Below are 17,527 nucleotides of genomic sequence, written 5' to 3' on the forward strand. Positions count from 1 at the left end.
TAACCCCGGAGCCCGGCGCGAGCCTACGGTCTCAGGTCCCCACCGCTCCCGGAGCTCCGGGGGCACCGCCCTGCTCCGGGGGCACATGGTTCTCGGCGGCGTCCGCCCGGGCGATCCGCTCGTCCAGGTCCGCCATCAGGTGCTCGAAGGCCTCCTTGCCGATGGCCGCCTTCTGGTACGCCTTGATCAGCGCCTCCTTCTCCACGATGAGCACGCGCCGGACCGCCTCCTGGTGCTCCTCCTCGTGGAAGCGCATGGACTGCTGCTTGAGCGCGGACAGCTCCTGCTCGGCGGCGGCCGCCTTCTGTTGATAGTCCCGCTCCAGTTGCTCCAGCACGTCGGCGGGAATCTCCCGCGTGCGGCGCATGCCCTCCAGCGCGGCCAGCGCGGCGTGGACCGAGCCCAACCGGCCCCGCACCATCTCGTACTGCTCCTGGTAGGCGTCCTTCATGCCGGTGATGCCCAGCCGCTTCAGCAGCGGCGCCATGGTGAGCCCCTGGAAGATGATGGCGAGCACCACCACGCCGAACGTCATGTTCACCAGCAGCTCCCGGTGGGGGAAGGTGGCCGGCAGACTGAGGATGAGCACCATGGAGATGGCCCCGCGCAGCCCGCTCCAGGTGAGCACCGCGCTCCAGCTCCAGGGCATGCGCTCCGAGGTGAAACGCAACAGGCCCGACACGCCGTACACCACCAGCGCGCGCCCCGCCACCACCGCCACGTACGCCGCGAGAATCGGCTTCCAGGAGGCCAGCAGCGAGCCGAGCTCCACCTCCAGGCCGATGAGCAGGAACACCACCGAGTTGAGCGCGAAGGCCAGGTACTCCCAGAAGCTCTCCACCGCCACACGCGTGGCGGGGCTCATGCCCTCGTGCGCCGCCCAGTTGCCGCACAGCATGCCCGCCACCACCGTGGCGATCACACCCGAGAAGTGGAAGTGCTCGGCCACCACGAACGAGCCGTACGCCGCGATGACGGTGAGGGTGATTTCCACCATCGCGTCATCCACGCGCTGGATGACCTGCGCGACGGCGAAGCCCACCGCGCCGCCCACGGCCACGCCCATGCCGGCCACCTTCACGAAGTCCCACACCGCCCCGCCCACCGTGAAGTGGCCTCCGTTGGCCACCGCGACGATGAGCGTGAAGAGCACCACGGCCGTCCCATCGTTCAGCAGGCTCTCGCCCTCCACGAGGATGGCCAGGCGCTTGGGCGCTCCCAGCGCCTTGAAGAGCGCCACCACGGCGATGGGATCCGTGGAGACGATGACCGCGGCGAACACCAGCGCGTGCATGAAGCCGAAGCCGGGCGCGAAGTGCCACTGCGAGAGGATGAGCGCGGTGACCCCCACGGAAGCCACGACACCGGGAATGGCCAGCGAGTGGATGGCCAGCTTGTTCTTCCAGAACTTGCGGAACTCCACATGGAAGGCGGCCTCGAACAACAGTCCCGGCAGGATGATGGCGAAGAGCAACTCCTTCGTCAGGTGCGGCGGCTCGAAGATGTGCACCGAACCAAGCACCAGGCCCGCCACCACCAGGGCCACCGTGTACGGGAACTTGAAATAGCGCGCCGCGATCGCCACCGCCGTCGCGATGGAGAAGACCAGCACGAAGGCCAACTCGAAATGCATCCCTCAACTCCGTTTGAGCTCAAAGCAATTGACTTTATCACAGCCTCGGCCCCGGCTCCCAACCCGGGCCACGAATCCGGACCCCGAATCCGGGCCACATGCACCCACCTTGTCACCAGGACAAAGGGGCCGGCGGGGGGTGGAAACGCACCCGGTGGATGGGTCAGACTGTTCTCCCCCCAACCTTCAGTGTTCCCCTACTGAAGAATTGAAGGAGTGCTGGATGCAGGCAGGACTGGAGAGCCTTGGTATCGCGGTACCGCCCACGTACGTGGAGTTGGCGGAGCTGGCCAGGGCGCGCGGTGTGGCGCCGGGCAAGTACGTGGATGGGCTGGGCGTGACGCGGATGGCGGTGCCGTTGGTGGAGGAGGACACGGTGACGCTGGCGGCGCGCGCGGCGCGCATGGCGATGGAGGCGGCCGGGTGCACCGCGGAGGACGTGGGCATGCTGGTGGTGGGCACCGAGACGGCGGTGGACCACTCCAAGCCGGTGTCCTCGTACGTGCAGGGCCTGCTGGGGCTGTCCACACGCTGCCGCGTCTTCGAGACGAAGCACGCCTGCTACGGCGGCACGGCGGCGCTGCTGCTGGCCATGGACTGGGTGCGCTCGGGAAGCGCCAAGGGGAAGAAGGCGCTCATCATCTGCTCGGACATCGCGCGCTATGGCGTGGGCACGCCGGGAGAGCCCACGCAGGGCGCGGGCGCGGTGGCCCTGCTGGTGTCCGACAAGCCGAAGCTGCTGGCCTTCGAGACCGGGAAGACGGGCGCGTACGCCAAGGACGTGATGGACTTCTGGCGGCCGCTCTACTCGAAGGACGCGGTGGTGGACGGGCACTACTCGGTGCAGTGCTACCTGGACGCGCTGGAGGGAGCGTACAGGGCCTACCAGGAGGCGGCGGAGGACGCGGGCGGCGAGGGCGCGTACAGCGACCGTTTCGCGGCGCTCGTGTACCACGTGCCGTACGGGAAGATGTCGCGCAAGGCGCACCGGCACGTGCGCACGCTGGATGGGGACAAGGAGCCGGACGCGAGCTTCGACCGGCTGGTGGGCCCGAGCCTCGTGCTGCCCTCGCAGGTGGGCAACATCTACACGGGCTCCATGTACCTGGCGCTGGCGAGCCTCCTGTCGTGCTCGCGCGAGGATTTGACGGGCAAGCGGGTGGGCCTGTTCTCGTACGGCAGCGGCTCGTGCGCGGAGTTCTTCAGCGCGGTGGTGCAGCCGGAGGCGCAGGCGCGGGTGAAGGCGCTGGGCCTGGAGGTACTGCTGGAGAGGCGGCGAGCGCTGAGCATCCCCGAGTACGAGGCCATCATGGCCGCGCGCGAGAAGCTGGACGACAAGCCCGCCGAGGAGACGCCGGGCGAGGGCTTCCGCTACCAGGGCACGCGCGACCACAAGCGCATCTACGCGCGCTGAGCACCCCGGGGGACGTGGGATTGCACGGCCCGCGAGCCGCCTGACATGCTCGCGGGCCATGAGCTCCGAAACGCGGCCCCCGTTGAAGCCCCCCAAGGGCTTCCGCTTGGAGGAGGACGGCCAGCGGGCCACACTGACCTGGCGGTGGTACTCGACCGACACGGTCGCCCTGATGATTGTCAGCGTCTTCTGGACCGTGTTCCTGCTCGAGAAGCACTCCCGGCTGAGCCTGCTCGAGCTGTTCTTCTTCAGCTCGGTGGCCGGGGCCTTCGTCTACGCCACGCTGATGGGCCTGCTGAACTCCACCCGCGTCGAGGTGGGCAACGGCGAGCTGCGCATCCAGCACGGCCCCCTCCCCTTCTGGCGCATGACCCGGAGCCTCACGATGTCCGGCGGCTCGCTCACCCGGCTATACGGTGAGGAGTTCCGGAACGCGAAGGGAGGGCTCTCATACACACTGCTCGCGCTCGACACGCGGGGACGCCAGGTGAAGCTGGTGTCGCGTCTCGAGAACAAGGAGCAGGTGCTCTACCTGGAGCGGTTCCTGGAGCACCGGCTCGGTATCGAGGATCGCCCCGTGAAGGGAGAAGTCGCCCAGCGCGATCAGGTAGCATGAGGCTCCGCACGCCGAGCGCCCTGCTCTATGCTTGCGGGCCATGCAGCTCGAGTGCGAAGCCTGCCATTCCCCGTTGCGCGCCCAGGACGTGAACTTCGACCTGGCGCTGGCGAAGTGCCACGCGTGCAACGCCGTCCATGATTTGTCGGCCCGCCGGGGCCTCGGGCCCTCCCCCGCCCCCGCCTCGAGGCCAGCCGCGCGTGAGCGGGCGCCCACCCGGGCCAGGGTGACGCTCCCCGTGCGGTTCCACATGACGGAGGATGAGCAGCGCACCGTCATCTCGTGGCGCACGTTCGATGGGATGGAGCGCGTCCTGCTGCTCATCGTCAACGCCATCTGGAACGTGCCGCTCCTCCTGCTCTACCGGCACCTGCTCTCGACGGACACGTCCCTGATGTTCCTGCTCCTGCCGCTGCTCTTCGTGGGACCGGGCCTGTTCCTCGCCCATACGGCGCTCGTGAGCTTCCTGAACAGCACCCGTATCGAGGTGAGCCGCGACAAGCTCACCATCCGCTGCGGTCCCCTCCCCTGGTCGAAGAACCACACCCTCTCCGGTAAAGAGCTCGTCCAGCTCTACGTCCACGAGCCAGCGGACCACACGCAGACCTCGACCTATAGCCTGCTCGCGCTCGACAAGCATGGCCGCAAGGTGCAGCTGATCACGGGACTCGAGAAGGAGCAGGTGCACTACCTGGAGCAGGCGCTGGAGCGGCAACTGGGCATCGAGGACGCTCCCGTGGAGGGAGAGATGTCCCGGCGCGCCGGGGACGCGGCCTGAGCCCTCGCGGGCCGGGGTGGGCCCGGGCGCCCAAGCCATCGGAACAAAGTCCTTTCAGGGGTGGGTGAGTCCGCCTTCCGGGCGCGCTCTTCACGAACTTGTCCAACTGTTGGACAAGTCTGGCGAGACCGTGCCCGGAGGGCTCCCTCCTGCTTTCGAGCTGAGGACAGCCCCCTGAACGGACTGACTTCGGCTGGCTTAGGGGATGAGGTAGTACGCCTCCTGCCGGGGCACGAAGAAGCGCCAGCCCTCGGTGGTGAGATACGCGGGGTCCTCCTCCATCACGTACACCTCCTCGCCGTCCCACTCGGGCACCGGGGTGCGCGTGTTGAGCTCGATGGAGATGTACGAGCCATCGCGCAGCTTCCTCGGCTCGTCCTTGCGGTTGGCCGAGCGGAAGTCGATGGAGGCGCCCAGCGCGTGTCCCTGGTTGCCCAGCGGGTGCGAGTACACCTGGGCCACGATTCCCCGCTCCTTCATCGCGGCCATCACCGCCTCGTACACCTCGCCGGACAGGCGCCCCGGACGAGACTCCTTCACCATCGCGTCCTGCAGCGCATTCGTGTTCGCCAGCGCCCTCTTGAGACCCTCGGGCGCGTCCTTTTCGCCCTCGCGCAGCACGTAGGCCATCTTCTGCCAGTCGCTGTGCAGGCCCATGTAGCTGATGCCGAAGTCCACGTGCAGCAGGTCTCCCCGCTGGATGACCACGTCCTCCTTCGCCACCGCGAGGAAGCCCCGCGACGAGCCGTAACCCTGCCCCTTGCGCTGCACACGCAGGTCCGGCTGGAACCAGGTGCCCACGCCCCATCGGCCCAGCTCGTCATAGAGCCAGCGGCGCACGTCCCCTACCGTCGTGACACCCGGCTTCACCACCTCCGGCGAGAAGGCCTGCTTCACCATCCGCTCCGTGAGCGCCACCAGCGTGCGGTAGTGCTCCAGCTCCTCGGGGATGCGCGTGTCCAGGTACTCCTCGATGAGCGGCGCCGCGCTGACGAAGCGTGCCTCCGCCTCGGGTCCCAGCGCCTCGACGAGGTACGTGTACGCATCCCGCGTCAGGCTGTGCGTCACCGCGCGCCTGCCGCCGATTCCCAGCGCGATGGTGGCCGGCCGGTATTGCTTGTCGAGCTCACCCAACACCTGCTTGTAGACCCGCGTCTGAGACGGCACCTCGAAGAAGCGGGCGAGGTTCTCCTCCTCATAGGCCGGGAGTGCGTACTTCTTCAGTCCCTGCTCACCCGCGTCGATGAAGACGAAGACATCGCGGAGCCCCACGTAGGGCCTCGGCGGCGCCACGTATTGGGTGAGCGGATCATCGTGGAACTCCTCGTTCACGATGATCCACATGCCCACGCCGTGCTGACGCATCATCGGCAGGAGCATCTCGTGACGCTTCTTCAACCACGCCTCGCGCACGTCGAGCTGCTGGGACCAGGACAGCAGCCGGAGAGGCTCCTCGCCCGTGGGGGCGGAGCGGGCCGTGGCACACGCCACGTTCAGGGCAAGCAGACAGACGACGACTGCACGGCGGTCCAACGTCATCGAGCGACTCCAGCGCAAGGGGCGTCCAGGTTACCCCTGGGAGGCCGGTGGCGCTCGGCTGACCGAGGCCGGCTGGCTCGTGTTGAGGCGAGCTTGTAGCATGCGCCAGTGCTCCAGATGAGCCCCGGTGGCGCTCGTGGCATGCGAGCGGCGAGGCAACAGCGTGTCTGAGCGGACTCCGAAACTGAGCGGCATGACGGGCTTCACGGCGGCGTGGCTGGGCCAGATGGTCTCCGTGTTCGCCACGCAGATGACGGCGTTTGGCGTCACCCTGTGGGTGTACGAGCGGACGGGGAGCGCCACGGCGCTGGGGCTGACGCAGTCCTGCTTCATGGCGCCGCTGCTGTTGTTGTCTCCGCTGGCCGGGGCGCTGGTGGACCGCTACGACCGCAAGTGGCTGATGGTGGCGAGCGACCTGGGGGCGGGGTTGGGCACGGTGACGATGCTGGTGCTGCAGTCCCTGGGATGGCTGGAGACGTGGCACCTGTACGTGGTGAACGCGGTGATGGGGGCCTTCCAGAGCCTGCAGTGGCCCGCCTGGTCCGCGGCGGTGAGCACGATGGTGCCGAAGGAGCAGCTCGGGCGGGCCAACGGGATGATGTCGCTGGTGGAGGCGGGGCCGGGCGTGCTGGCGCCGCTGCTGGCGGGGGCGCTGCTGCCGCTGATCCACCTGCGGGGATTGCTGGTGCTGGACGTGCTCACCTTCCTGGTGGCGGTGGGCACACTGCTGATGGTGCACGTGCCAGCACCGCGGGCTACCGCCGAGGGACGGCGGGCCCGTGGGAGCATGCTGGAGGAGTCGCTCTACGGCTTCCGCTACATCGCCGCGCGGCCGGGCCTGCTGGGACTGCAGCTGGTGGTGTTCGCGGGCAACATGGTGGTGGGCATGGGCTTCACGGTGCTGGCGCCGCTGCTGCTGTTGCGCACGGGGAACAATGGGCTCGTCTTCGGCACGGTGCAGTCCATGGGCGCACTGGGTGGGGTGGTGGGTGGGGTGCTCATGAGCGCATGGGGAGGACCCCGGCGCCGGGTGCACGGGGTGCTGATGAGTTGGATCATCGCGGGACTGTTCGGCCAGGTGCTGCTGGGGCTGGGGCGGAACCTGCCGGTGTGGAGCACGGCGATGTTCGTGCTCGGGCTGGTGGCCGCGGTGAGCAGCACCTGCAACCAGACGCTCTGGCAGGCGCAGGTGGCGCCGGACATCCAAGGCCGGGTGTTCGCGGCGAGGAGGCTGGTGGCGTGGCTGGCCGTGCCGCTCGCGCCCCTGCTGGCCGGCCCGCTGGCGGACCACGTCCTGGAGCCGGGCATGAGGGAGGGTGGAGGCCTGACGGGGCTGTTTGGAGGCTGGGTGGGCACGGGCCCAGGGGCGGGCATGGCGCTGCTCTGCGTGCTCTCCGGCCTACTCATGGCGCTGGTGAGCCTGGGAGGCTACCTGTGGCCGGCGGTGCGGGAAGTGGAGGGGCCTCGATCTGAGCAGCAACCGGCCTCCCTCGAAGGGCAGGTCTGACTCCGCTCCCCTCCGCGATACGTGAGAGCGGGCCACGGCACGCCTTCCCGCTGGGAGGGCGGCCGGGACTCCTTGCGGGTGGGGTAGCGGGCGGTTACACCCTCGGGGTGAGCGACGTGAAAGACCCCCGCGTCCAGGAAGCGCTGCGGCAGGCGTGCGACGAGCTCGGGCTGCCCCTCACCTACCGCGGCTGCGTCCATCCCCTCCTGCGCGACCCCGAGGGCGAGTGGCCCCAGTGCTGCGGCGGAGGTTGCTATCCGTGCGCGCAAACGCTCGTCGATGTCGCGGTGCGCACGCTGCAATTGCTCGGGACTCCGCGCACCTCACCCCTGTAATGCCTGCGCGAACTCCTCCAGGGCCGCGCGCCCGCCGCGGAATACCGGCCAGCCATCCCCCACCAGCACCGCGTCGATGCGCGGCCATCGCGCCACCAGCTCACGCACCGAAGCGCGGGCACGGCTGGCGTCCTTCAGCTTCGCATCTGGCAGGAGGTTGAGCCGGCCGCCCATGTGGCCGCGAATCAGGTCCCCGGTAATCAGCGTGGTGTCCTCGAGGAGCAGGGCCAGCTCGCCAGGTGTCTTGGAGCCGTGGAGCTCCAGCGCCACCAGCCCGGGGACGAGCTCATCACCCGTGGCGAGCCACCGGTCGCACTGGAGCGGAAAGGTGTCAGCCTCGGCGCGGGGGCCGGCCACCTTCGCGCCAAACGCAGAGACCAGCTCGCGGGTGGCGCGGACATGCTCCGAGTTGGTCACCACCACCCACGCCACGCCTCCGAGCGAGCCCAGGTGCGCGGCATCGTGCGTGGACAGCGGGAGTGGATCGATGACGACGTTGCCCTCGGGGCGCACCCACAGGACGCTGTGGAAGTCCAGGTTGCGCGCCTCGTTGAAGACGGACCAGCCGTAGAGCTCTTTGCGATGCAGGGCTTTCATGGCGCCCGAGACTACGCGGGCTCAACCCGTGGTCCGCAATGCTTCCGGCAGTGGCATGCGCCCAGACAGCCACTCCACTGCTCCCGGGGCGTAGAAGAGGGCGCGGATCCACGGCAGCTCGCGGAACCGGCCCGACTCCACTCCGTACACCCCACCCTTCTCGCGCAGCCAGCCCACCCGCCGCGCATGTTCGAGCTGCGGCCCGTACATCGTCTCCAGCGCCACGCCCGCGAAGGCCTGGAATCGCACCGGGTCGATGAGCCCGAAGTTCAACGAGAGCAGCACATACTTCGCGCACCGCTCCGCGTCCGGAAGCGTGTACCCGTCCTCCTCCGGCAGCACCGCTCCGCCCTCCACCGCCTCCACGTACGCGTCCACCTCGTACGGCGCGAACCACCAGCGTGGCCCCACCATGCTCGATGCGTAGTTGCCCGCGCCCACGTACGGCAATCCGTCCAGCAGCCGTCCCTCGAAGTACGGCGACGTCCCCGTCTCCCCCGCGTGCCGCGAGAAGTTCACCGAGCCATAGGGCGCGTGGAAGCCGTTCGCCGTCAGGTGCTCATACGCCAGGTCGTACAGCGCCCCGTAGTCCTCCGGCGTGGGCCGCACCGCCGTCAGCCTCGGCATTGCCCGTCCCGCTCCCCGGTACAGGCAGTCGTACGTCGTCACCGAGTCCACCGGCAACGCCGTCACCCGCTCCAGATCCGTCCACCAGTGCTCCCGCGTCTGCCCCGGCAGCCCGAACACCAGGTCCACGTTCACCCGCCGGAAGCCCACCGCCGCCAGCGCCTCCACCGCCCGCTCGCCCAGGCTCCGCTGCGCACGCCGGTTCACCTGAGCCAGCGTCTCGTCATTCGTGCTCTGCAACCCCATCGACACCCGGTCCACCCCGCCCGCCTTCAGCACCGCCAGCCGCTCCCCGTCCGTCGCCGCCACCCGCGGCGTCGTCTCGATGGACACCGGCCACGCCTCCTCGCACCGCCGCCTCCACGGGCGCAGCGCCTCCAGCACCCGGCCGAGCAACTCCGGCGGCAGCAGCGTTGGCGTTCCTCCGCCAATGTCGATGCCCGGCACCGTGCACCCCGCGGGCAGCGCCGCGTCCAACCGCTCGAGCTGCGCGCACAGCGCGTCCACGTAGCGCGTGTGCACTCCCGCGCCCTTCCGCAGGTCCACCGCGAAGTTGCAGTAGAAGCACTTCGCCTCGCAGAACGGCACGTGCACGTACAGCAGCACTCGCTTCAGCGCCTCCAGCGACACGCCCGCTCCAGGCGGTGACGTGAAGCGCTCGCGGAAGTACTCCCGCGAGGGCGGGTACTGAATGGTGAAGTCCAGCGGCCGCGCCGAGGCCAACGCCAGCGCCCGCCTCCAGCTCACCGCCGCGACTCCTCGGCGATGATGCGCGCCACCGCCGCCACGTCCCCCTCGCTCAGCGTCTGGTGGATGCCCACGAAGAGCGACGCCTCCGCCAGCGCAGTGCAATTCGCCAGCCCATCGTGCGGCAGATCCTTCCACGCCGGCTGCCGGGTGATGGCTCCACCCATCAACGTGCGAACCTCCACCCCGCGCCCCAGCAACCGCTCGGCCAACCCCGCCGCGCTCCCCGTCTTCACCGTGAACGGGAACACGAAGGGCGAGCCATTGTCCCTCGGCGCCGCGTACACCGTCAGGCCCCGCTCGTCCCGCAGCGCCTCGTACAGCGTGGCGTAGTGCGCGTGCCGCTTCGCCTCGTGCGCCTCCCATTTGCGCAGCTGGAAGCGCCCGAAGCAGGCGTTCAGCTCGGACATCTCCAGGTTGTGCCCCTGGCGCACGTAGTGGAAGTTGTGGTGGATGCCCGGCGGCGCCGTGCACGCACCCGGGTCATAGTGACAGGTGCACTCGCGGCCCCAGTGCGTCACCGACTCCACCACCCGCTGCCAGCTCGCATCCGGGCACACCACCGCGCCCCCTCCAAACGAGGACAGATGATGCGGGTGGTAGAAGCTCCACGTCGCCAGCGTTCCGTACGCGTGCGCCGGCTTCCCGCCGATGCGCAGATCCATCGTCTCGCACGCGTCCTGCAGCACCAGCAGATCGCGCTCCCGCGCCAGCTCCAGCAACGCCTCCAGCGCCGCCGGGAAGCCCAGGAAGTGCGTCACGCACACCACCCGCGTCTCCGGCCGCAGCGCGCGCCGCACCGCCTCCGGATCGATGCAGAAACCGCCCGGTTCCGTGTCCACCACCGTCACCGCGAAGCCCGCGGTGCGCAGCGACGACACCGTCGTGGGAAAGGTGAAGCCCGCCGTCACCGCGTGCGCCCCGGGGCCCGCGCGCTCCGCCAACGCGAGCGCCGCCGCCAGGTTCGCCGAGCTGCCCGAGTTCACCAGCGCCAGGTGCCTCGCACCAAAACGCTCGCCCAGCTCCCCCGCGAAGGCCTTCAGGTTCGCCCTCGCGGGGCCCAACTGCCCCGCCACGAAGTGCTCGAAGCCCTCCGTCTCCACCGGGCCGGTGCAGGGATACCGATAACGCGCCATCGCAGCGGCCCTCCGCGCTCAGCGCGCCTGCTTCTGCGCCGGCTGCGGCAGATCCGGATCGAGGCCGCGGACGATCCAATCCACCGCCTTCGCCTCCCACTCCGGATCCTTCAGCGCGTCCAGGTAGCGCTCGTACGCGTACACGCCCGTGGCCTTCGCCAGCCGGAGGATTTGGATCAGCGCCACCGTGCTGTCCAACACCACCACCGAGCGCTCCATGCCATGGCCGCGCAGCCACACCATGGACTCCTTGATGAGCTCCTGCGTGTCCGGCGGGTTGGCCTTCTGCGATCTCGAATCCACCAGCAACCCGAAGGACTTGCCCTCGAGCGCCACCACCCGCGAGCGCAGATCCTCGAACCAGGCACGCGCCTCCGCCGGAGTGATGTACCCGGGCGCGTGCACCCGGAAGCCGTAGTCCGTGACGACGTTTTGTGGGACAGGCATCACTTGCCTCGTGTTCCTGCTGGGGACGCCCCTCGCGCCCCGATCAGCCCCCGATGGGACCGCGGAGCTTAGCCCGAACTCTCTTCCGCTCGGAAATTCAAGGGGTTGGACGGAGGCCGCGCGCCCTTACCACATCCAAAATCCAGCGGACCTGAAAACTTTTAATTTAATTGTTTTCTTCGTTGGAGAAACTGGGGTACTTTGCGATGCTGTCACCCTCCGACACACCGCGTCGCGCGCACGCGAGCCTCGCCTTCTCAGTACCTGAGATCCAAGCGAGGTCCACAAACCCGCTGTTCTGGGGAAGCGCGTACCCCGGACGTCGAAGAAGAAAGGGGAGCCAGTGTCCCAGCCCGCCCTCGCCAAGTCCCTCACCAGTGCCCTGCTTCGTGGAGAGAGCACCAGCGCCCTGTTCCCGCAGGGGATGAGCCCCCTGAGGGATGGCTCGAGGGACGGGAGGATGGAGGCGGCCGGAGCGGAGCCGAACGCGCGGCAGGAGGAGCCGCAGGTCCGGATGGCGCTGCGCTCCTTCCACACGTACGAGGACCTCACGGTGGCCGAGGCGCTGCTGGCGCACCTGGAGGCCGAGCAGGTGGACGCGGTATTCGGCATCCCCGGGGGCAACATCGCGCCGCTGGTGCAGGCACTGCGGCGGCAGGCGCGCATCCGCTTCATCATCGGCAGCCATGAGGGAGGCTCGGCCTTCATGGCGGACGGGTACGCGCGCGCCACGGGCAAGCTGGGCGTGTGCGCGGTGACGGCCGGCCCCGGAGCCACCAACGCCATGACGGGCGTGGCCTCGGCGCACCTGGATCAGGTGCCGCTGCTCACCATCAGCGGGCAGGTGTCCACCGAGCGCTTCGGGCTGGGCGCCATCCAGGAGAGCACCGACGAGGGCGGCATCAACACCAACGAGATGTTCCGCCACTGCACGGCCTCGAGCACCACCATCGTGGACGCCAAGAGCTTCCCGCGGCTGCTGGAGCGGGCACTGAAGACGGCGCACGCACTGCCGCACGGCGCGGTGCACGTGAGCATCCCCACCAACATCGCCCGGCAGAAGCTGGCGAAGGTGAGCGTGCCCACGGCGCCGGGAGCCTGGAAGGGCACCCTGCCCGCGGCGCCGGCCTCCGAGGTGTACACGGCGTTCGAGCTGCTGCGTCACGCGAAGCGGCCGCTGGTGTACCTGGGCTCGGGCGCGCGCGAGGCGCTGGAGAGCCGGGGCCCCGAGTTCGCCGCGTTCGTGCGCCGCTATTGCGTCCCCGTGGCCACCAGCCTGCGCGGCAAGGGGCTCTTCTCCGAGGAGGATCCGCTCTCGCTGGGCGTGCTGGGCATCGCCGGCAGCAAGCGCGCGGAGCAGTACCTGGCCGAGGGCGTGGACGTGCTGATGGTGCTGGGCAGCCGCCTGGGCGAGTGGGCCACCAAGAGCTTCTCCTCGCTCTTCGAGACGGCGCACACCGTCATCCAGGTGGACGCCACGCCGTCCGTCATCGGCCAGTTCCTCCAGGTGAACCTGCCCATCGTGGCGGACGTGGGCTCGGTGGTGGCGGGGCTGGTGGAGTTCGGCCATGGCGCCGCGCCGGGCAACGAGGCGCACGTGCGCGAGCGCCGCCAGCACCTCAACGCGTTGAACCTGGCCCACCGCCTGGCCACACCCGTGCTGCCCGAGGACGGGCCGCTCAAGCCGCAGCACGTGATGCAGGAGCTCAATCCGCACCTGCACACGAACACGGACCTGTACGTGGACATGGGTAACTGCACCGGCTGGGCCACGCACTGTCTGCGCATCACGCCGCCGGCCCGTGTGTTCTACCCGTGTGGCCTGTCCTCCATGGGCTGGTCCATGGGCGCGGTCATCGGCGGGAAGGTGGGGAGGCCGGAGAACACGGCCATCGCGCTCACCGGGGACGGCTCGTTCCTGATGAATGGCACGGAGCTCGTCACGGCGGTGCGCTACGGGGTGGGCGCCGTCTACATCGTCCTCAATGACAACTACCTGGGGATGGTGAACCACGGCGAGCACGCGCAGTCCGGAGGCGAGTACGAGCTGGACGACCCCTACTTCAGCCTGGGAGACCCGGACCTGGTGAAGTTCTCCGAGTCGCTGGGCGCGCGGGCCTACGAGGTGACGCGGCCGGGCCAGCTGGCGGAGCTGCTGCCCGAGGTGCTCAAGCGCGCGGACGAGGAGCGCCGGCCGCAGGTGCTGGTGTGCCGCATCGACCACCGCGAGGTGCCGCCGTACGGGGACCGCTTCGCCGCCGTCGCCTCGGCCCCGAAGGAAGACTGAACCCGCCTTCACGGGTAGAGTCCGGGCGCAGGAGCCCGGAATGAACCAGACCCCCGCACCGCAGTCCGCCAACGACCCGGCCGTCCCCTTGGTCCCTGGAGGCCCGTCCTCCCGCCCGGAGCAGGGGAGCTTCTTCGGCCACCCGCGCGGACTCTCCACGCTCTTCTTCACCGAGCTGTGGGAGCGCTTCAGCTACTACGGCATGCGGGCGCTGCTCATCCTCTTCATGACGGCGGCGGTGGACAAGGGCGGCCGGGGTTTCGACACGAACAAGGCGGGGGCCATCTACGGCCTGTACACCTCGGGCGTGTACCTCGCCGCCATGCCGGGCGGGTGGCTGGCGGACCGGTTCATCGGCCAGCGGCGCGCGGTGCTCTATGGCGGCATCATCATCGCCCTGGGGCACTTCAGCATGGCACTGCCCGGGACGTTCTTCTTCTTCCTGGGGCTGTTGCTCATCGTGATGGGCACGGGACTGCTCAAGCCCAACATCAGCAGCATGGTGGGCGGCCTCTACCCCGAGGGCGGCGCACGGCGGGACGCGGGCTTCTCCATCTTCTACATGGGCATCAACCTCGGCGCCTTCGCCGCGCCCATCGTGGTGGGCACCCTGGGGGAGAAGGTGGACTGGCACCTCGGGTTCGGCGTCGCGGGCCTGGGCATGGTGTTCGGCGTCATCCAGTACCTGGTGGGCGGCAAGCACCTGGGCGACGTGGGGCAGAAGCTCCAGAGCGAGCCCCCGGCGCCTGGACAGGCGGAGCGCGGCGGCGGCTCGCGCACGGTGGGGTTCGCGGTGGTGGGCGTGCTGGTGGGGCTGCTGGTGGTGCTGCAGGTGCTCGGGGTGGTGGATCTGACGACGGCGGTGGGACTGGCCAACGCGGGCGGCCTCATCATCGTGACGCTGGCGCTCGCCTTCTTCGCCTTCCAGTTCACGGCGGGCGGGCTGGACGCCACGGAGAAGCGGCGGCTGGCCGTCATCGGCGTGCTCTTCATCTGCTCGGCCATCTTCTGGGCGGGCTTCGAGCAGGCGGGCTCCTCGCTCAACCTCTTCGCCCGCGAGCTCACGGACCGGACGGTGTTCGGCTGGCAGATGCCGGCGAGCTACCTGCAGACCGTCAACGCGCTACTCATCATCAGCTTCGCGCCAGTGTTCGCGTGGCTGTGGGTGTGGCTCAACAAGCGCGGGCTCGAGCCGTCCAGCCCGGCCAAGTTCTCGATGGGACTGGTGCTGCTGGGCTTGGGCTTCGGGGTGATGGTGGCGGCCTCACTGGCGGCCGCGGGAGGCAAGCAGGTGAGCCCGCTGTGGCTGGTGCTCACCTACCTGCTGCACACGCTCGGAGAGCTGAGCCTCAGCCCGGTGGGACTGAGCACGGTGACGAAGCTGTCCCCGCCGCGGGCGTTGGGGCAGATGATGGGAGTGTGGTTCATGTCCATGTCGCTGGGCAACCTCATCGCCGGGCGCGTGGCGGGACAGTTCGAGGCGATGCCGCTGCCCCAGCTCTTCGGCGCGGTGGCCGCCGTGGCCATCGCAGCGGGCCTGGTGCTGTCGCTCTTCGTGCGCCCCATCCGGCGGATGATGGGCGGGGTGCACTGAGCCCGCGGACGGCTCACCGCGAGGCACTGAACTCGGCGGCGAAGTCGAGGAACTTCAGGGCGGCCTTCCGGTGGTCGCCCTGGCAGTCCTGAAGGTATTTGACGTGCCAGCCCTCGCCCGGGGCCTCCTTCTTGACGTCCCGGAGCCAGTCCTGGAAGGGCGCTACCGTCAGGTCCTTGCTCTGGTTGAAGACGGAGTTCTGGATCCAACCCAGGGTGAAGGAGTGAAGCGATTCCACGGTGTCCTGCCCCGTCAAGAACGACAGCTCCCGTCCTTCGCGCATCCGCTGCCGCAACCACAGCAGCGCATCCAACAATTCCACCTGACGCCCGCCCCACGCCTTGGGCAGAGGCCCATAAGTCGCGGCGACTCGCTCATCCGTGGCACTGGCGCGGCCTCTCGGAGTCGGGCTGAATCGCTCCACGTAGGTGGCGACGAGATCGAGGAGCACCAACACGGCTCTCTCGTGGTCGCCCTCGCAATCGCGCAGAGGCTTGACGTACCAGTCCTGGAGCAAGGGCTCGCCCTGACTGCCCTGGTACCACTCCAGAAACTCCTGCCAGGCCAGATCGTGCCCTCCATTGAAATGGGTATGCGCGAGCCATCCACGCGTCATGGGAAGGAGTGAATCGACGCTTTCAAAGCCGGTGATGAACCACAGCGCATGCCGCTCCCTCACCCACCAGCGGCACCGAAGCAACGCATCGAGCAGCCCCACCCTTCGTCCGCGCCACGCCTCGGGGAGTTGTTCCTGGCTCATGGCTCGTCCACCACCTCGTGGATGACACGGCTCCCGTGGACCGTGCTGAGCCGGGACAGGTACTCACGCAGGGGAAGACCTACCAAGCCTGTATAGGCATCGATGACTTTGTCACCCAGCTTCACCGCCACATGTTGGCCGGTCGATGAGACCTGGAGGTTCCTGACCACCACGCCATTGCTGGTCACATCGTAGCCCAGTTGCTTGAATTCACCTTCCACGGTGAACCGGATGAACACTGGCTTCTGCGCGAACTTGAGCAGGCCCTCATGGATGGCCCTGGCCACCTTCTCGCATTCACCCGCGCGGCGGTTCGCCACGGCGAAGGCGTTCTGGAACGCCACCAACCAGCCCGGCATCCTGCCCAGGTTCTTGAGTAACAGGTACTGATCGACGACACACTGCATCTCCCCCATGAGCAGGCAGGCCTTGATCCGGGCCCGGATCGACTCATCCTGTGGTCCCGGAGGGGAGGCCCACGCCACCTGATAGAAGAGCAGCACTGCCACGAGGGCAGGCCAGTTCCACCTGATGGCGCTTCTCGCCGTGATCATCATCCGGACCTCCCAAGCACTGGCACTCATCCGTACCAGCCCGGCGGAAACACTCACCCGCCCAGCAACCGTGGCCAGTCGTCCGCGCTGTCGAACAGGTGCACGCCCAGCCGCTCGCAGACATCCTCGTGCACCCGGGCCGCCGCTCCACCCACCCAGATGGGCGTCCCCTTGGGCACCCCCGCCACGATGCGGGACAGCGTCTCCTCGAAGTCCTGCGCCCCGTGGTCCGTCACCGCCGACAACCCCACGAACTCCGCCTTCAGCTCGCGCGCCATCCGGCCCACCTCCGCCGCCGGCATCCGCTGGCCCAGCAACGTCACCGACAGCCCCGCGTGCCTCATCCGCAACGCCGCCCCCAACAGGCCCAGCTCGTGCTGCTCGTCCGGAAAGCACGCCAGCACCACGCGCCGGCGCCCCGTGTCCGGCGCCGCGTGCAGCAGGCTGATGACCCGCGCCCGCACCTCCTGCGTCACCAGGTGCTCCTGCCCCACCGAGAACGCCCCCGCATGCCAGCGCTCGCCCACCTCGTGCAGCAAGGGCACCAGCATCTGCTCGTAGGCCTTCAGCGGTGTCAGCGACGCCAGCACCTCGTCCAGCACCCGCGACACCCGCCGCTGATCCAGCGCCGCCGCCGCCGCCAGCACCTCGTCCCTCCAGGCCGTCAGGCTCGTGGCCCCAGGCTCCGGCGTGGGCTCGGGCTCCGGCCGCGCCGTGTCCAGCTCCGCCTGCAGCTGCGGCAGCATCGTCGCCGCCTCGCTGATGGACACGCCCTCCTCGGTGAGCTGCTTGAGCCTCCGCAGCAACGCCACGTCCCGGTCCGTGTACACCCGGTAGCCCGATGGCGTGCGCCGGGGCGCCAACACCCCGTAGCGCCGCTCCCACGCGCGGATCAGCTCCACCCTCACCCCCGACAACTCGGCGGCCACGTGGATTCTATAGCTGCGCTCGGCCAT

At 69.0% G+C, this 17,527-nt stretch carries 16 protein-coding genes; 7 read left to right on the forward strand and 9 right to left on the reverse strand.

From position 1 onward, the window contains the following. Nucleotides 1–31: 31 nt before the first annotated feature. On the reverse strand, nt 32–1,633 hold the full coding sequence (locus tag BO221_RS11165) for a Na+/H+ antiporter (protein WP_073560407.1): 1,602 nt from the start codon (nt 1,631–1,633) through the stop codon (nt 32–34). 223 nt (nt 1,634–1,856) lie between these two features. On the opposite strand from BO221_RS11165, the gene BO221_RS11170 reads away from it, so the two are divergent. Genes BO221_RS11170 through BO221_RS11180 form a run of 3 tightly spaced genes read left to right on the forward strand, consistent with a single transcriptional unit; the run spans nt 1,857 to nt 4,441 of the window. Further along, nucleotides 1,857–3,047, forward strand: a complete 1,191-nt coding sequence (locus tag BO221_RS11170; RefSeq protein ID WP_073560408.1) for a hydroxymethylglutaryl-CoA synthase — start codon at nt 1,857–1,859, stop codon at nt 3,045–3,047. A 58-nt stretch (nt 3,048–3,105) separates the two neighbouring features. Further along, nucleotides 3,106–3,663, forward strand: a complete 558-nt coding sequence (locus tag BO221_RS11175; protein ID WP_143195391.1) for a hypothetical protein — start codon at nt 3,106–3,108, stop codon at nt 3,661–3,663. Between the two features lie 40 nt (nt 3,664–3,703). Further along, nucleotides 3,704–4,441: a hypothetical protein gene (locus BO221_RS11180; protein WP_073560801.1), complete on the forward strand. Its 738-nt coding sequence runs from the start codon at nt 3,704–3,706 to the stop codon at nt 4,439–4,441. A 198-nt stretch (nt 4,442–4,639) separates the two neighbouring features. On the opposite strand, the gene BO221_RS11185 is transcribed toward BO221_RS11180, so the two are convergent. Beyond that, entirely contained in the window at nt 4,640–5,980 is a 1,341-nt protein-coding gene (locus BO221_RS11185) for a M24 family metallopeptidase (protein WP_073560410.1), read from the reverse strand. A gap of 163 nt (nt 5,981–6,143) precedes the next feature. Between BO221_RS11185 and BO221_RS11190 the strand changes: the two genes are divergently transcribed. Further along, the gene (locus BO221_RS11190) at nt 6,144–7,487 is read left to right on the forward strand and encodes an MFS transporter (RefSeq protein ID WP_198956097.1); all 1,344 of its coding nucleotides are present in this window, start codon (nt 6,144–6,146) and stop codon (nt 7,485–7,487) included. Nucleotides 7,488–7,594: 107 nt separating this feature from the next. Further along, nucleotides 7,595–7,822 (forward strand): hypothetical protein, encoded by a 228-nt coding sequence (locus BO221_RS11195; RefSeq protein ID WP_073560412.1) that lies wholly within the window; start codon nt 7,595–7,597, stop codon nt 7,820–7,822. On the opposite strand, the gene BO221_RS11200 is transcribed toward BO221_RS11195, so the two are convergent. The 4 genes from BO221_RS11200 to BO221_RS11215 are packed head-to-tail and all read right to left on the reverse strand — an operon-like array spanning nt 7,811 to nt 11,376. Next, a complete protein-coding gene (locus tag BO221_RS11200) occupies nt 7,811–8,419 on the reverse strand; it encodes an MBL fold metallo-hydrolase (protein ID WP_073560413.1) in 609 nt (202 codons plus the stop codon). The two genes, BO221_RS11195 and BO221_RS11200, sit on opposite strands and share 12 nt — an antisense overlap. Before the next feature lie 21 nt (nt 8,420–8,440). Continuing rightward, on the reverse strand, nt 8,441–9,793 hold the full coding sequence (locus BO221_RS11205; RefSeq protein WP_073560414.1) for a coproporphyrinogen-III oxidase family protein: 1,353 nt from the start codon (nt 9,791–9,793) through the stop codon (nt 8,441–8,443). Then, complete coding sequence (locus tag BO221_RS11210; RefSeq protein ID WP_073560415.1) at nt 9,790–10,929, reverse strand: DegT/DnrJ/EryC1/StrS family aminotransferase; 1,140 nt, start codon at nt 10,927–10,929, stop codon at nt 9,790–9,792. Before BO221_RS11210 ends, BO221_RS11205 begins: the two co-directional genes overlap by 4 nt. A gap of 18 nt (nt 10,930–10,947) precedes the next feature. Beyond that, nucleotides 10,948–11,376, reverse strand: coding sequence for a hypothetical protein (locus BO221_RS11215; protein ID WP_073560416.1), 429 nt, complete (start codon nt 11,374–11,376; stop codon nt 10,948–10,950). Nucleotides 11,377–11,719: 343 nt separating this feature from the next. On the opposite strand from BO221_RS11215, the gene BO221_RS11220 reads away from it, so the two are divergent. Together BO221_RS11220 and BO221_RS11225 are read left to right on the forward strand one after the other, a co-directional pair. Continuing rightward, entirely contained in the window at nt 11,720–13,663 is a 1,944-nt protein-coding gene (locus BO221_RS11220) for a thiamine pyrophosphate-binding protein (RefSeq protein ID WP_073560417.1), read from the forward strand. Between the two features lie 40 nt (nt 13,664–13,703). Beyond that, nucleotides 13,704–15,257: a peptide MFS transporter gene (locus BO221_RS11225; protein ID WP_083680948.1), complete on the forward strand. Its 1,554-nt coding sequence runs from the start codon at nt 13,704–13,706 to the stop codon at nt 15,255–15,257. A gap of 13 nt (nt 15,258–15,270) precedes the next feature. Here the strand turns inward: BO221_RS11225 and BO221_RS11230 are convergent, their stop codons facing one another. Genes BO221_RS11230 through BO221_RS11240 form a run of 3 tightly spaced genes read right to left on the reverse strand, consistent with a single transcriptional unit; the run spans nt 15,271 to nt 17,527 of the window. After that, a complete protein-coding gene (locus BO221_RS11230) occupies nt 15,271–16,017 on the reverse strand; it encodes a hypothetical protein (protein WP_073560418.1) in 747 nt (248 codons plus the stop codon). Continuing rightward, a complete protein-coding gene (locus tag BO221_RS11235; RefSeq protein WP_073560419.1) occupies nt 16,014–16,574 on the reverse strand; it encodes a hypothetical protein in 561 nt (186 codons plus the stop codon). Before BO221_RS11235 ends, BO221_RS11230 begins: the two co-directional genes overlap by 4 nt. A gap of 50 nt (nt 16,575–16,624) precedes the next feature. Then, nucleotides 16,625–17,527 (reverse strand): MerR family transcriptional regulator, encoded by a 903-nt coding sequence (locus BO221_RS11240; RefSeq protein ID WP_073560420.1) that lies wholly within the window; start codon nt 17,525–17,527, stop codon nt 16,625–16,627.

This window comes from Archangium sp. Cb G35, assembly GCF_001896145.1.
GTDB lineage: Bacteria > Myxococcota > Myxococcia > Myxococcales > Myxococcaceae > Archangium > Archangium violaceum.

Coding starts and splice junctions, on each gene's coding strand:
- BO221_RS11230 (WP_073560418.1), bottom strand. CDS start 16,017: ATGAGCCAGGAACAACTCCCCGAGGCGTGGCGCGGACGAAGGGTGGGG.
- BO221_RS11215 (WP_073560416.1), bottom strand. CDS start 11,376: ATGCCTGTCCCACAAAACGTCGTCACGGACTACGGCTTCCGGGTGCAC.
- BO221_RS11175 (WP_143195391.1), top strand. CDS start 3,106: ATGAGCTCCGAAACGCGGCCCCCGTTGAAGCCCCCCAAGGGCTTCCGC.
- BO221_RS11210 (WP_073560415.1), bottom strand. CDS start 10,929: ATGGCGCGTTATCGGTATCCCTGCACCGGCCCGGTGGAGACGGAGGGC.
- BO221_RS11170 (WP_073560408.1), top strand. CDS start 1,857: ATGCAGGCAGGACTGGAGAGCCTTGGTATCGCGGTACCGCCCACGTAC.
- BO221_RS11185 (WP_073560410.1), bottom strand. CDS start 5,980: ATGACGTTGGACCGCCGTGCAGTCGTCGTCTGTCTGCTTGCCCTGAAC.
- BO221_RS11225 (WP_083680948.1), top strand. CDS start 13,704: ATGAACCAGACCCCCGCACCGCAGTCCGCCAACGACCCGGCCGTCCCC.
- BO221_RS11180 (WP_073560801.1), top strand. CDS start 3,704: ATGCAGCTCGAGTGCGAAGCCTGCCATTCCCCGTTGCGCGCCCAGGAC.
- BO221_RS11165 (WP_073560407.1), bottom strand. CDS start 1,633: ATGCATTTCGAGTTGGCCTTCGTGCTGGTCTTCTCCATCGCGACGGCG.
- BO221_RS11200 (WP_073560413.1), bottom strand. CDS start 8,419: ATGAAAGCCCTGCATCGCAAAGAGCTCTACGGCTGGTCCGTCTTCAAC.
- BO221_RS11235 (WP_073560419.1), bottom strand. CDS start 16,574: ATGATGATCACGGCGAGAAGCGCCATCAGGTGGAACTGGCCTGCCCTC.
- BO221_RS11240 (WP_073560420.1), bottom strand. CDS start 17,527: ATGGCCGAGCGCAGCTATAGAATCCACGTGGCCGCCGAGTTGTCGGGG.